This is a genomic window from Corynebacterium aquatimens, assembly GCF_030408395.1.
Lineage (GTDB): Bacteria > Actinomycetota > Actinomycetes > Mycobacteriales > Mycobacteriaceae > Corynebacterium > Corynebacterium aquatimens.
On sequence record NZ_CP046980.1, the window covers coordinates 2376594 to 2390587 of the forward strand.

The 13994-nt window shown below is 59.8% G+C and carries 10 protein-coding genes; 3 read left to right on the forward strand and 7 right to left on the reverse strand.

Translation table 11 applies throughout. The annotated features are described in order from the left end of the window. Positions 1 to 150 precede the first annotated feature (150 nt). The 5 genes from CAQUA_RS10480 to CAQUA_RS10500 form a co-directional block, all read right to left on the reverse strand. Entirely contained in the window at positions 151 to 1161 is a 1011-nt protein-coding gene (locus CAQUA_RS10480; RefSeq protein WP_196825171.1) for an alpha/beta hydrolase, read from the reverse strand. Between the two features lie 119 nt (positions 1162 to 1280). Beyond that, complete coding sequence (locus CAQUA_RS10485; RefSeq protein WP_196825170.1) at positions 1281 to 3098, reverse strand: arabinofuranosyltransferase AftB family protein; 1818 nt, start codon at positions 3096 to 3098, stop codon at positions 1281 to 1283. A 10-nt stretch (positions 3099 to 3108) separates the two neighbouring features. Continuing rightward, complete coding sequence (locus CAQUA_RS10490) at positions 3109 to 4104, reverse strand: decaprenyl-phosphate phosphoribosyltransferase (RefSeq protein WP_196825169.1); 996 nt, start codon at positions 4102 to 4104, stop codon at positions 3109 to 3111. Further along, the gene (locus CAQUA_RS10495) at positions 4101 to 4619 is read right to left on the reverse strand and encodes a phosphatase PAP2 family protein (RefSeq protein WP_196825168.1); all 519 of its coding nucleotides are present in this window, start codon (positions 4617 to 4619) and stop codon (positions 4101 to 4103) included. The genes CAQUA_RS10490 and CAQUA_RS10495 overlap by 4 nt, the downstream gene beginning before the upstream one ends. Beyond that, complete coding sequence (locus tag CAQUA_RS10500; RefSeq protein ID WP_196825701.1) at positions 4609 to 6513, reverse strand: glycosyltransferase; 1905 nt, start codon at positions 6511 to 6513, stop codon at positions 4609 to 4611. Before CAQUA_RS10500 ends, CAQUA_RS10495 begins: the two co-directional genes overlap by 11 nt. Before the next feature lie 90 nt (positions 6514 to 6603). Between CAQUA_RS10500 and CAQUA_RS10505 the strand changes: the two genes are divergently transcribed. Together CAQUA_RS10505 and CAQUA_RS10510 are read left to right on the forward strand one after the other, a co-directional pair. Further along, the gene (locus tag CAQUA_RS10505; RefSeq protein ID WP_196825167.1) at positions 6604 to 7785 is read left to right on the forward strand and encodes a glycosyltransferase family 87 protein; all 1182 of its coding nucleotides are present in this window, start codon (positions 6604 to 6606) and stop codon (positions 7783 to 7785) included. Positions 7786 to 7881: 96 nt separating this feature from the next. Then, the gene (locus CAQUA_RS10510) at positions 7882 to 9315 is read left to right on the forward strand and encodes an HNH endonuclease signature motif containing protein (protein WP_196825166.1); all 1434 of its coding nucleotides are present in this window, start codon (positions 7882 to 7884) and stop codon (positions 9313 to 9315) included. Here CAQUA_RS10510 and CAQUA_RS10515 read toward each other — a convergent pair. Next, positions 9312 to 10907 (reverse strand): cation:proton antiporter, encoded by a 1596-nt coding sequence (locus CAQUA_RS10515; RefSeq protein WP_196825165.1) that lies wholly within the window; start codon positions 10905 to 10907, stop codon positions 9312 to 9314. The two genes, CAQUA_RS10510 and CAQUA_RS10515, sit on opposite strands and share 4 nt — an antisense overlap. 104 nt (positions 10908 to 11011) lie before the next feature. Between CAQUA_RS10515 and CAQUA_RS10520 the strand changes: the two genes are divergently transcribed. After that, the gene (locus CAQUA_RS10520) at positions 11012 to 12187 is read left to right on the forward strand and encodes an ATP-binding protein (RefSeq protein WP_196825164.1); all 1176 of its coding nucleotides are present in this window, start codon (positions 11012 to 11014) and stop codon (positions 12185 to 12187) included. A gap of 1161 nt (positions 12188 to 13348) precedes the next feature. Here the strand turns inward: CAQUA_RS10520 and CAQUA_RS10525 are convergent. Continuing rightward, positions 13349 to 13921 carry a TetR/AcrR family transcriptional regulator gene (locus CAQUA_RS10525; protein ID WP_196825163.1) on the reverse strand — a complete coding sequence of 191 codons (573 nt, stop codon included), beginning with the start codon at positions 13919 to 13921 and terminating at the stop codon, positions 13349 to 13351. Positions 13922 to 13994: the final 73 nt, after the last annotated feature.

The following is a 13994-nucleotide window of genomic DNA, read 5'->3' on the forward strand; positions in this document are numbered from 1 at the left end:
CCCTTCATGTAGAGATGCACAAATGGGTCAGCGACTATCCTGGCACCGCCGCCCCGTGGGTTCCCCTCCCACGGCGCGGGCCTAAATAGGTGAGCTTCGTCGCAAAGTTTAAGTTTTACTTTAGACTTTAGGCGATGACACGCCGAAGATCTACCAAGCTCGCATGTGGTTAAGAACAAGCGGCTTGGTCTTCGCCAGCTGGCTGCCGAACTGGTTCCAGTTGTGCAAGCCGGCAGACGGGTAATCCGTCACTGGGTTCAGACCCTCAGCGCGAGCCTTCGCTTCCCAGATGCGGGTGGTGGCGCGGGCACCAGCTTCCAGCGCAGTCGCAGAAGCCTGGATGTCCAATGGCAGCGGGCCATCGTTCGGGGCCGGAACACCGGTAGCGGCAGAGACGTACACGGAGGTGTTGCGCAGGCGGTTCATGTTCAAGAACGGGTCGTTCTCAAAACGCAGCGGCGAGACAACCGGACCCCACATGGCGTTGAGGTTGTAACCACCAGCATCAAGCAGTGCCACGCGCAGCATCGTCTGCATACCCGGCAGCGTGGTGGTCAGGTACCCAGAGAAGGACAGAACCTGGCGGAACTGCTGCGGGTACTTCGCTGCCAAGTTCATCGCGGCCGTTCCACCCATGGACAACCCGGCGATGGAGTTGTTGTTCGGCGCAACACCGAAGTGGCGCTGCAGGTATGGCGGGAGCTCCTTGGTCAAGAACGTCTCCCACTTGTAGTTCACCATCTGGTTGCCAAACTTGGCGGGAGCGAACCAGTCGGCGTAGAAGGAACCTTCACCGCCAACCGGCATCACCAACGTGATGTTGGTGTTTTCGTAAATACGCGCCGCGTTGGTGTCTACCAGCCAGGCGTTGGAACGATTCGTCGCGCGCAGCCCGTCCAGAAGGTACAGGCCAGCGTTACCCCCGCGCGTTGCCGGAACGATCTGCATGGTGATGTTGCGGCCCATTGCTGGAGAGAACACGTCACAGCGCTGGACCCAGAACTTCGTGCGATCCCACTCGCACTTTCCAGTCGCGTCCGGGCGGAGCCATCCGCGCGGGTTCGCCTCCGCTTCCTGCGGCGCAGCGAACATCATTAACAGTGCAGCCAGCGCAGCCACGATGGCAATAGCAGAGCGGCGCGCAGAACGAGTCGCAGTCATTGGATTCAATCCACCTATCTCAAAGCTTGGAAATTTTTGCGATTACACACAGGACTATCGCAAAGTCGTCACACATTGTTACCGCGATGTTATCAATGGCGGCCAAGATCTTCCACCCGCTAGCCGCCGGTGCGTACCGGCCAATAGACCTGCGGGCCGTGGAGGCCCACGTCCTCACCGTCGTCGATACGCTTCAGCGTCTGCTCATCTAAGTAGCTCGCGGGGTCCTTCTCCAGCTCCAGCGTCCGCCCCGTAGTCAGCGCAAACTTCACATTCTTGGCAAAGCGCTTCACGCTCATCGGCTCACGCGATGTCGCAAGCAACTCATTGATCTCAGGCGTCCGCAACGCCGCGCGCGCTTGCAAGAGCTTTTGCTTATCGACGCCATCCGGCAACCGATCCGGATCCACCGCCGTATCCGCGTATTGCCAATATCTAGGGAGGAACTTGTCGTGGCCGATCCGACCTTCGTCGATACGCGGTTGGCGCGCAGCGAGCGGAGTGGCAAGCCCAATGGTTTCCAACACACGCGCGTCCAAGCCCACGTTCATGCCTGTCATGCCCAAGTTGGTCATGTAAATGGTCGGCGGAATGTTGAGCAGATCGGTCTCCGCCTCCACCCTCGGGAACGGGTCCCACACGTATTCCTTCGGGTTCTCCGAAATCCGCACGAGCGAAAACGCAGCCACGTTGTCTTCTACTGCCTGCGGAACTGTTGCATTCCAGTTACGCATCAAGTCGACACCCAAGAAATCATCTGCATTGTGCGGGGGATCCCCGGGTTCGCGCAGCATGATCGCGGTCCAGAACTCGCGCTCATCAACGATCGTCAGGTCAGTAGGCTCAAGATCAAAAGGATCAAAGCCAAGCGCGTGGCCCCGATACACAACGATTGACGCCCACACGACGACCACGCCCAACGCTAACCCGCTCAGCGCGCGAAGCGGCAGCGCCGCAACCGGCATCAGCAACGCGAACAATGGGAGCAACACCATGCGTCCATGCATGAAGTCCCCGCCTACGCGGACGACGTAGAGCAAGTGCAGCAGCCCGCACGCGACAACCACACCCACGACGAGGAGTTCGCGCGATTCCAACCGCTGGCCGAACCACACCCCGAGCCCCACCACAAGCAGCAACGGCAGCCACAACCAATATGTCCCCACGGTGTCCCACACGTACGCCGCGCCGACGCCCCACGCTGAATCAGACGCGGACTTCGCCACCGCCGTGTGCGGTGTGAGCAGGCCGTAATAACCCATCCGGAATAATTCGTACCCCGCTGGCACCGGGAGCGCCGCCGCGGCGATGAGACTAATGCGCTTCCACTGCCGCCAGTACACGACGATGAGCATCAGCCCAGTCGCCGCCCCATACAGCGCGAGTTCCGGCCTGACCAGCCACGACAGCCCGCCCCAGAACGCTAACGCGTACAGCAGCCATCCGGACCCTACTTCGCGCCATCGCGCCCACGCCACGAGCCCGGCGAACCACACCCCAAACCAGGCCAGCGACAACCCCCACTCCAACCCGGACGTTGCAAAGTCCCTGGCTGGCGGCAGCGAAAGGTAAATAATTCCACCGAAAGGCGCAACCATCCCGGGCCACGCGCGCTGCCACAGCGCCCCCGATGCCCAGGTCGCCACGACGACACCGCCGACCGTGCACAGCAACGCCAACCACAGCGCAACCGCCTCAAGCCGAACGCCAGGCACCCACCCGAACGCGGCAATCAGGTACTGCCACAACGTCGATGTGTTGGCCTCCACGCGTTCGCCGGCATTGAACACGGGGCCGTTGCCAGCAAGAATATTGCGAACAGTGCGCAACACGATCAGCCCATCGTCGCTCATCCAGCGGCGGGACCAACCGCCCCACCAAGCGAAAACGCCTGCGACGAGCGCAGACGCCGCTAGCGAAACACGAGCTTTATTCATTCGCCAGCTTCTAACCGATAGCCGGAATCACATACACAGCCATCGCAATCGTGGCCAGCCACAGCAACGCCAACGCCTGAAGCACGCGGTCATTCAACGCGATCTCATCCGGCGCACCACCGTTACCGCGGTCCACATCAGCCGCGTAGCGCAGGATCGCGATGATGAACGGAACCATAGAAATCTGGTACCACACGCCCTGGTCCGTCGGCACAGCGTTGGACAGCGTGAAGCCCCACAGCGCGTAAGACATCACGACAGCCGTCGCGGACAGCGTCCACACAAAGCGCAGGTACGTCTGCGTGTACCCCTGCAAGGACTTCCGGATCTTCGCACCGGTTTGCTCCGCGAGCAACAGCTCCGCGTATCGCTTACCGGAGGCCATGAACAGCGAACCGAACGCTGCAACCAACAGGAACCATTGCGAAAGCTCAATGCCAGCAGCCACGCCACCGGCCATCGCGCGAAGCATGAACCCGGACGACACCAGCGCGATATCAATCACCGGGATGTGCTTCCAGCCGAAGCAGTAGCCGAGCTGGAGCACAATGTAGGTGCCAACCACAATGGCCAACCCCACCCCGGACGTTGCCAACAGCGACAACCCGATCGCGGCGACAATCAGCACCACCGACATCACGTACGCCAAGTTAATCGGCAACATGCCAGACGCAATCGGGCGGAACCGCTTCGTCGGGTGCTGCCTGTCGCTTTCAACGTCACGGGCGTCATTGACCAAGTAGATCGACGACGCCGCGAAGCAGAACACCACGAACGCCAAAACAATATCCAGCGCCGTGTTGGTAGTGAACGAGTCGAATCCTGCAGCCAGCGGCGCCGCAACGACCAAAACGTTCTTCACCCACTGCTTGGGGCGAAGACCCTTGATCATCGCATCGACCAAATTCCGCGGTGGCTTCTTCGCGCGCGGAATGTCCACGCCTTCCGTGTGCGGTTCGGGTTTGAGGAAGGGCTCTTTCACCGGTTCCTGAACTGGCTCAGTCACTTCGTCTGCCTCTCAATCTCAATTGCGGCTCGCGCGACTCCCACCCCAAGCGCAGCTCCAGCGAGCGTGTCCGTGGGGTAGTGAACGCCGAGCACCATCCGAGACAGCATCATAATTGGGATTCCTACCAACGGAACCTTAGAACCGGTAATGTCCGCCAAGTGCACCATCGCGGCGGACGTCGACGTCGCGTGCGAACTGGGGAAAGACAGCTTCGACGGCGTCGACACACCGACCTTCACCCGCGGGTCGTGGGGCCTCCGCCGGCGAACGATGCGTTTCAACACCACCGACGCTGCATGCGCCGTGAACGCCCCGAGGCCCATCGCGATCCACTTCCGCCGCTCATCTTCGTTCTTCCGTTGAGCAACGCCACCAAGCGCGGCGATCCCCATCCACCCCAGCGCGTGCTCACCAAAGTGCGACAGCCCTCGCGCCGTCGGCAGCACTCCCGGAGTGCCGTAGAGCGTGTCCTGAACAGCGACAAGAAGGTCGCTTTCTGCCTTATTGCTCACGGAAGATCTTCTCCCATTCTTCGTGGCTGGTCAGCGCGTGTTTCGCCTCACGGTACGCACGGGTTAGCTCCGGCCACCGCGCGACGATTTCCTTCTGGAGTTCCTTCGTTTGCTTCACCAGGTCGTCGGTAAGCTGCTTATTCCGCTTGCGAAACGCGACGCCGGTGCCGCCCGCGGTCGCAACGGTCGCCGAGTCCACGCGCGAGAGCGTGTACCACCGCGCCTCCTCCGCTGTCAGCCGCAGCTGCGGGGCCTCCCAATGCGCACGATCTTCGGGTTTACGCATGTGAAGCACGGTTTTCACGGCCCACGGAATCTTCTTCACCTTCGCCAAGCGTCCCCCAACGACCTTCGTCGGCACGCCAGGAGCACCCGTCGGCGCGGGCAGTTCGCTTGCCGACGACACCACCCGCGCATCGTCATAATCCTTCCGCACCCCCTGAATTCGCGGCAGCGACGATTCGAGAATGTCAAACAGTTGATCAGGACCAGCCAAGAAGTCCTTCATGGCCTCGATCTGAATCGCCATGGTGGAGTACTCCATGCACATCGCGTGCTTGTACGTGGACTTCAGCATGGACTTCATAATTCCCTCGGGCCCACCGTCGTGGTACATCGCGGCGACGATGAGGCGGTTACGCAGGTGGAAATAGGCCTGCCAATCAATCGCGTCGTCCTTATCCGCCCAGGCCATGTGCCAAATCGCGGCGCCCGGCCACGTGACCGTCGGAAAGCCTGCGGCTCCCGCGCGAAGCGAATACTCGGTGTCGTCCCACTTGATAAAGAGGGGCAGCGGAAGCCCAATTTCCTCGCACACCTCGCGGGGGAACAGGCACATCCACCAGCCGTTATAGTCCACGTCAATGCGGCGGTGCAGCGCGCGCGACGTGGTCTTTTTCGGGTCCAGCTCCTCTTCCTGGGTGCCGGTGTAACCCAGCGGGTACTTCGCAAAATCGTGGTCGTAGACGGCGTGCTCCGCCGCGCCCCACATGAAATCGGCGCGGTTGACCTTCTCACCGCTCGTGCGCAACTGCGAACGATCCTGGAGGTTGAGCATTTGCCCGCCAACCAAAATCGGGTCCTTGGCGTACCGCGCTGCCTGAACCGCGCGCAAAATCGAGTCCGGCTCAATCGCGATATCGTCGTCCATGTAGAGAATGTACGGCGCATCCGTCGAGGTCAAAGCCTCATACATGATACGGGAGTAGCCTCCCGAGCCGCCCAGGTTCCCCTGCGGGAAAATCCTCAACCGGCCGCCCAGCTTCGCCTCCGCGTCAGCAAAATCAGGTTCATCCGCCGGGTGCTGGTTGCCCTGGTCCGGCATGAGCACGTCCGAAATCGCGCCGAGCACCAACGGATCCTCCGCCAGCGCGTGCAGCGCGTTCACGGCGTCGCGCGGACGGTTGAAGGTCGGAATGCCTACCGCTACCTTCTTCTCCCCCCGTGGCTGCGCACCGGCAGGGGCGTACCAGCCCGCATTCGCAATCGTCGTCACGCTCTCTGCTGTGACGTCGAACCACAGCCAGCCGCCATCCTCGAAGTTGTTCAGTGCGAGCGGGATCACCACGCGTTCATCCTGCGCCTCGACGCTGGTCACCGCGATGCGCGTGCCGTCGTGCTTCGAGCGGTACACGCTGATCGCCGCGGCACCCTCCACGTCCATCGCGAGCACAACCTCGCCTATCGACGACCACCGCGACCAATACCCCGCCGGAAACGCATTGAAGTACGTTTCAAAGCTGACCTCGGCGCCCGCCGGAATCGTTACCCTGCTGCGGTCCGGCCAGGTCAATCGCTCCTTGTTCTGCTCCGCTTCGATCAGATAGAGCATCCGCACGTCATGCGGATCCCCCTTGCGCGGCAGAAGCAAACGCACCAAAACATCTAAATCCATATCCACGCCCACAAGAGTAGTTCACAAGTGTTTCTTCACCGGGAAATTCGCTCACCGGCGGTGTCGCGTCCGCGTGTTAGTCTGCGCCGTATGCGTGAAAGCAACCGCTTCGTTCCCCTTATGTACACCGCAATGGTGCTGGCCCTCATCCAGGCCGCTGTCACCCTCCCGTTCAAGAACCCGGGGACGGACTTCACGCCCGTGTGGAACGCGGCGCGAAAGTACCTCGCTGGTCAGCCGGTTTTCGATTCCGACTACACGATCGACATGCCGCACTACCTCTACACTCCGGGCGGCACCGTCGTCATCGCGCCACTCGGCCTCTTCCCTGATCAGCCCACCGCGCGCCTCATCTTCCTCGCGCTCGGCGCACTCAGCATCGTCGCGGCGATCGCCATCGCCACACGCTTATCGACGACGACTTACTTCCACACCGTTTTTCCCCTTGCCGTCACCACCTTTTTCCTAAGCCCGGAACCTGTCCGGACGACCCTTTACCTCACCAACATCAACGGTTTTCTGCTGCTCCTCTTAGTTGTCTTCGTGTGGATGTGCCTGCGCACCAAAGACGCCGGACTGCGCGGCCACCTGAGCCGCCCTGAGACCTACATCGCCGGCATCGCCGCTGGCATCGCGATCACGGTCAAACCACAGTTCGCAGTGATCCTCATCGTGCCGCTCGCCTTCGGCCAACTCGCCGCGATCGTCACCGCGGGCCTGACCTTCGTCGTCCTTTTTGCGATCGGCTGGTTTACCATCGCTGCGCCGGACCTGTTCTTCAGCAACCTGGTCCCCTACCTCAGCGAACCACGACCCCGCTACAACGGATCCGTCGGCGGCCTTGGCATTCTGTTCGGCTGGCCGTCATGGCTGGTCACTCTCCTCACCATCGTCGTCGTCGCCTCAACCGCTGCCGCCATTGCCGCCCTGTGGCCCTGGCGTAAAGCGGACCCAGTTATGTGGTCCTTCGCCACCATTGCCGCATGCCTTGCCGGTGGCTTCATGGCCAGCGGCCTTCTTCAGTTCTACTACGCAATTTGGCTCATCCCCTTTGTTCTTACCCTCATCCGTCAACGCTCCCCTATGCATTGGCCGCTGACGTTTCTCATTATAGCACTAATGTTCGCTAATCCTGGATGGCCAAAAACGGATATTCCAGCCCTGAATATTGCTTTGGGCAATCTTCCCGCGTTCGCTTTCCTAGCCTTACCGATTGTTATCGCAGCGTGGGCAGCGTTTAACCGACCCCTTCCCGCGGAAACCGATTCGTAAAAATTTATCGAAAAAGTTTTCGTAACACCCTTGCACATCGAACGAGTGTTTCGGTAGATTGGTGGTATCGGGCAGGAAATTGAAAAGGGGGTCCCGATGAGCACAAGGGCTGACGGAGACGGCGGAGGGTCGTCGAAAATTGGCGCTCCAGAACCGTATTTCACGGTGGAGCGCTTTGAGGAAAGTATGGTGGCTGCCGCGCACATCGCGCGCGAAGCTGAGTACTCACTGTTTTCTTGTTTCTCCGAGCCAGGGTTCGGAGAAATTGATATGGACTTAACTGTTGCGGGGTATCAGCGCGACACCGGCATGAATAAACGCGCGATCACTAGGGCCGTGCTGGGCTACGCGCGCTTGCAGGATCTGCCCATGCTCAGGGCGCTGCAGGAAGAATCGAAACTTCTTGATGTATCGCGGCTGGCAGCGATCGACACGGTCATGAGCGATCTTGGGAATGCTGTCGATGGCTGCGTCTACGTGGCAATCGACGAATTTCTGGTAGATCTGTTCACGCCAACGTCACCAAACCAAGCATTCCCCGGCACGGGAACTATCTACTACCACCTTCCTCGCATAATCGGGCAGATTGATCCGGGGCTGCGCTATGACCGTGCGCGTCGTAAACGGCGGGAAAAGCAAGCGGAGGAGAGGGCGACGGTAGCGTTCATCAGCCGCGCGGGCGGAAAGACGATGGAGTACGACGCCGATAACGCAACCATTGCGGCGGTACGGGAGTTCATTGAAGCCACCGCACGGGAGCAGGAAATTTCTCCCGCGGATGCAATCACGATGCTCCTCACCGGGAAGATCACTCCGTCGCCGAACATCACACTGTTTGGATACGTGCCCACCGCTCCCAGCGATCAAGGCGGCCAGCCAATCGACGGCGCCGCGGTCTACTTCCCCGCATCTGGGTGGACAAATACTCACGGGCTGGCGTCACTAGAGGAAATGGGCGGAACGGATGGTGCACGCTTGATCCATTTGGAAGGGGTCGAGTCAGAAGAAACCACCAGCTACACACCCACCGCTCGGATGAAGGCCTTCTGCGCCGGGCGGGACGGAACGTGTCTCTGGCCTGGGTGTTCGCTCAAAGCGGAGAAATGTCAGCTAGACCACCGCGTGCCGTTCGATGAGGGCGGACCTACAACCCCAGGAAACCTGTTCAGCTTGTGCCAACACCATCACAACGTGAAGACAGATCGCAGGGCCTACTACCTCGTTGATCCCAGTAGCGGTGACATTGTTTGGCTGTTCGATGACGGAACGTACGCCCTCAACCAGCCGGACGGGTTCATCGGTGACCATCTAACCCCGCGGGACCCACAGTGGAAGCAAACGCTGACCGACATCCAGGTTGCTCGCCGGCATGCGTCCGAGTTCTACGCCAGAGCTCACGCCATCGCCGACAAGATTGAGAACGCCTACGACAGGAAGGAGGACCCCGCCGAGCTATTCAAGGAACTGCACGAGCTTGAGCAGCTGTACGGGATCAGCTTCAACACCTCCCTGCTTCGGCCGCCGTTCTAATCCGGCTGGCTGAAGTGAGGGGGCATCGATAAGGAGTGACGGTCTTTCGCGATGACCATGCGATCGAGTTCTTCCAGTACAGCGTCGACATCCGCCGGGTTGTACTGACGCTCCTTGCGTGCGCTTTGAAGTTCGGCGGTTGCGGCCTCAAGAGCAATCCGCTGCATGTCAGCGGCTGCTTTTCGTGCGCGCAAAAATGATTCCCGGCGTTGCCTTGAGCCCTCCGGGTCCGCTTGCCTGCGCTCTGCCAGGGTGTCGAGCCATTCCTGAACCATGTCGAAAGATTCAGGGGCAAGCGCGGGTCCGTGCTCTTGGACCGCCCGTCGCGCGGCCTCATAGGCGCGTTCGTTGAGCTCCGCGTTCACCTTGTCACCGTGGGCGTCGGGACCGTGCTCCAAGTCGAGCTGCCGCACGAGCCAAGGCAGGAGCATTCCGGGAATAACCATTGTGAAGGTAAGGACGGAAAGAGCAATGACCGATAGCTCGTGGTGGTACTTGGTGGTTCCCGCGGGGATGGACAAAACCAACGCCAATGTCACGAGCCCACGCATTCCTGCCCAGGTCATGAGGAGCACTTCTTGCAGGCGCAACGGCGCCACGTCGTGGCGATCCTTCGCGCGGTTAACCCTGCACAGCACCCACATCCAAAGGAATCGAACAGCAAAGGCAACAACAGAAAGCACCAGCCCGATCCCGACGGCCTCCCACACCATGGTCCCGGCGTGGTCGATTGCGTCACGCACGCTCATGCCGATCAGCCCGAAGGCGACACCGGTGAAAAGCATCTCTACCGTCTCCCAGAAGGAGTGTCCTGACAACCGGTCCTCGGCGGTGAGCGTCGCGCGCGAACTCATTTCGACCGCCGCAATCACGATCGCGATAACGCCAGAGGCATGGATCTCCTCAGCCGCGATGAACACGGCGAAAGGGATGACCCAGGTGAACGCGGTGCGAATAACGGAATCAGGGACGGTGTTAACAAACTTCGCCGCCAAACGCCCGACCACTAGGCCGATGATCACCGCAGCGACGGCTGAATAGAGAAACTTTACAAATCCCTCACTGAAGTCCACTTCGCTGCCGGCCACCAGCGCGGTTAATGCCACATTGAAGGCAACGATGGACGCCGCGTCGTTGAATAGCCCCTCCGTTTGCAGCGTTCCGGTGATCCTCTTTGGGATTCCCGCGGGCCCCGCCACGGCATCAACGGCCACTGGATCCGGTGGCGCGATCGCAGATGCAAGCACCATCGCGCCGGCGATTCCGACCCCCGGCATCAGCCACATCGATGTCGCGGTCAGCGCTGCGATAGTCAGAAACACCAGCACAACCGACATGGTGAGCACCACGTTGAGCTGCGCCCGAATCATCCCCCAACTGGTTCTGCGCGCCAGCGACCACAACAGCGGTGGAAGGAAGATCGGCAGAATCAGTTCGGCGGGAATGGAGATCGTCTCAATCCCCGGAATAAAAAGCACGGGCGCCACCGCGATGGTCAGTAGCGCAGGCCACGGCAGCCCGGTGCGCTCGCCTAGCGCTGCGACGAGGGCGGTGGCGAGGAGGAGAGCGATAACAGCGATGAAGATTGACACGGGGGTCAGTTTAATAGGGCACCCGATCAACCCGTGGCGGGAAGATTGGGAAGATAGTAAAGATAGTAAAGATACAAAAGATAGTAAGAGATAGTAAGGCGACGATGATAGCCCTTCCACGTAACCCCTACACAGCCACGGTCGGCAAAACCCCGCCCGTGTTTGTCGGACGTGCGGATGCAATCGCAGACTTCAAAGCTGCACTTTACGACGGCCCCGGCAGCCACGAACGCATTTCGATTGTCACCGGCCCCCGCGGGATCGGCAAGACTGCGTTGCTCAACGAGTTCGAACACATCGCGCGACTTAATTCATGGCACGTCATCTCGGAGACCGCCACAAGCGGGTTCACCGAGCGGATTCGCGACCGCGCCGTACGGCTTCTCGACGAACAGTCCGACGCCCCGAAACGCCGGATCAGCGGAGTCACCGGCCCTCTCAACTTCGGACTGACGACAGAATCGGTACCCGCCTATGCGCCCGCGCCCACGCTGCGCTCATCCTTAGAAAACTTTCTAGAATTCCAATCCGCAAAAGATGCTTCACTCGGACAGGACCCCGTCGGGCTTCTCATCACACTCGATGAACTGCATTACGCCCAGATGGACGAGATCATCGACTTCGGAACCTCTATCCAACACCTTGTCCGCGAAAACCGGGAGATCGCAGTGACCATGGCGGGGATTCCGGGGGCCGTGAAACCGTTGCTAGCTGCCGATGAAGGCCGCAATCCCGTGACATTCCTCCGTCGAGCCAACCGCATTGAGATGGACATGGTCCCCTTCGACGATGTCCGCGTCGCCTTGGAACAACCCGCCGCTGACGTGGGTGTCTCATGGGACCCAGACGCGCTCGGTACAGCAGCTGAGGCAACCGGTGGTTACCCTTTCATGATTCAACTGGTCGGCCAGCACGCGTTCCGGAACCAGACTGCTCACGTCATAACCAACGAGTCCGTTGAACTCGGCATCGTGAGTGCGCGCCGGAAACTCGGGCAACTCGTCCACGAGCCGTCCCTCGGAGACCTCTCCGAAGTGGACCGAACCTTCCTCACCGCGATGTCGAAAGATGATGGGCCATCTAATATGTCCGACATTGCGCAGCGGATGGGGGTCAACTCCCAGTACGCGGGCAACTACCGCAAACGGCTCATCGACGCCGAAATGATCCGCCCGACGTCGTACGGTCACGTGGATTTCGAGCTGCCCTACATGCGCGAGTATCTTCGTCTCCACCCAGCTTCCGACGCCATGGACCAGCTGACTATTTGGCCGGAATGAACGAGCCCGCTATTGCGTTAGATAACGAAAATTTTTCATACGGATAAAATCATCGCGCTCATCTGCCTAATGTTGAGTTAAAACGTTAGGGAGGTTCGATTCATGGACTTGCTTTCATCGCAAGCTGACAACAGCAGCGCCGCCAAGAAACCGTGCCCCACATGCCAGCGCGAGTTCGATTTAGCTGATGCAGAGACGTTTCCGCTGCATTTAGAAAAACGCGGTATTAGCTGGGTCACGTGCCCTTCGAGTTTCGCCGAGCCCGAACAAGAGTTCAAAACTCGAGTCTCCGAGATTAAAGCCCCCGCTCCCGTATTCAAGCCCGCCGACAAACCGGGTCAAACTAAGGCTGAAGCTCAATCCCCTGCCAAAACACGACCCGTCACTGCGCCAGTTGTCAAAGCTACGGAGCAAAAGCGGACGGTGAGTTCGCATGCCGCAGAACTGGGTTCTGCCTCGCAGGTGCGACACACGAGACCGGTCCCACAACCGCAGAAGCTGTCATTGAGGAAAAACGGGACAGTAAAGTGCCCTGGCTGTAAAACAGTTCTCTCGCTCAATCCAGAGAAGAACTATCTTCCAGTTCACCACGACCCCAAAAAACGTAAGAAAGAGCGAGAGGAACGAGCACAACAGCGAAGAGAACAGCGTCGTGAACAACGCCTGTCTGATTCGTATGCGCTATACGCACACGACAGTTTCGGACGCAGTGACGACGGTTTCGAACCACACGAACGAATGCGGGGTGAAACCAATCTCCGTCGAACTTGAGAGCGACGGAAGCACCCGATGCCCGCTCTGCAGTCACAGAGTCTGGGTCAACCTTCAGCGATGCCGCCTCGAGCCACACACGATTGACGAAACAGGTCGCTATTGCTCAGCAGTCGGTCGCAAGGTCAGAATCGAAAGCGCTCCATCCCGACGGACCTCATACTTTCCAGAACAGCTTCACGCCCAGATGACAGAACCCGCATCTCTCGTCGAAACCTTGGATTCTTTCGAAAAGGCGCTCGTGAGAATGAAAGCGAATGAATCCGAAAAACCTAGAAAGAAGCAGAAGAAAAGGAAAAGGCGGGACGACCTACCCTTCCAAATATATCTGGGTGGATCCCCCGGCTCTGGTCGGAAGCGGTAGTTTCGCCCGAGGATGGCGGGAAGAAGCTAGACACCGAGGATCAAGCGCAAACCTTCGCGGAGGTCCCCGACAACACGATCTGCCTCCGCTTCATCGGCCCCTAGGTTGTCGATGGTCAAGCCGTTCACCAACGCCGTGACCAGTCGCGCCTTTCGCTCAGCTTGGTCCACGTCGCCCAGTGCCTCTACGACCGTTTGCTGGAAGCCGCGGAGCACCTGACTGTAAAGGTCGGCAATCCACTCGCGCGTTGCTGACGCTGAGCCGTAGGTAACCCACATCGCCGCGTCCTCGAGACGCTCGCCGCCAAGGGGGAGAAGTTCAGATAGCTGCACCACCCGGGCCTCGAATACATCGTTGGGGATCGGCGCCTCTTCAAGACGAGCCGTCTGCCGCTGAATGGAGCGAATGAACGCATGCGCCAGCAGGATCTCCTTGTTCGGGGCGTGGTACTGCACGGAGCCCGCAGCGAGACCAGATTCTTTGGCCACTTCGCGCACGCTCACTGCGTCGAGGCCGCGGGAAGCGATGATCCTAATGGTCGCATCGGCAACGGCAGCAGCCGATTCCGAGAACTGATGGTCCAGCGAAAAATCATTCATGGTTGCACACAAGCCTAGTCTGTCGTACGTTCGTAAGGGTCCCATACGTTCGTACGATAAAAGGTTTCCCGCC

What these genes read in the sequence shown, in the direction of transcription:
- CAQUA_RS10480 (WP_196825171.1), bottom strand. Translation starts at nt 1,161, where the DNA reads ATGACTGCGACTCGTTCTGCGCGCCGCTCTGCTATTGCCATCGTGGCT.
- CAQUA_RS10485 (WP_196825170.1), bottom strand. Translation starts at nt 3,098, where the DNA reads ATGAATAAAGCTCGTGTTTCGCTAGCGGCGTCTGCGCTCGTCGCAGGC.
- CAQUA_RS10500 (WP_196825701.1), bottom strand. Translation starts at nt 6,513, where the DNA reads ATGGATTTAGATGTTTTGGTGCGTTTGCTTCTGCCGCGCAAGGGGGAT.
- CAQUA_RS10505 (WP_196825167.1), top strand. Translation starts at nt 6,604, where the DNA reads ATGCGTGAAAGCAACCGCTTCGTTCCCCTTATGTACACCGCAATGGTG.
- CAQUA_RS10510 (WP_196825166.1), top strand. Translation starts at nt 7,882, where the DNA reads ATGAGCACAAGGGCTGACGGAGACGGCGGAGGGTCGTCGAAAATTGGC.
- CAQUA_RS10520 (WP_196825164.1), top strand. Translation starts at nt 11,012, where the DNA reads ATGATAGCCCTTCCACGTAACCCCTACACAGCCACGGTCGGCAAAACC.
- CAQUA_RS10525 (WP_196825163.1), bottom strand. Translation starts at nt 13,921, where the DNA reads ATGAATGATTTTTCGCTGGACCATCAGTTCTCGGAATCGGCTGCTGCC.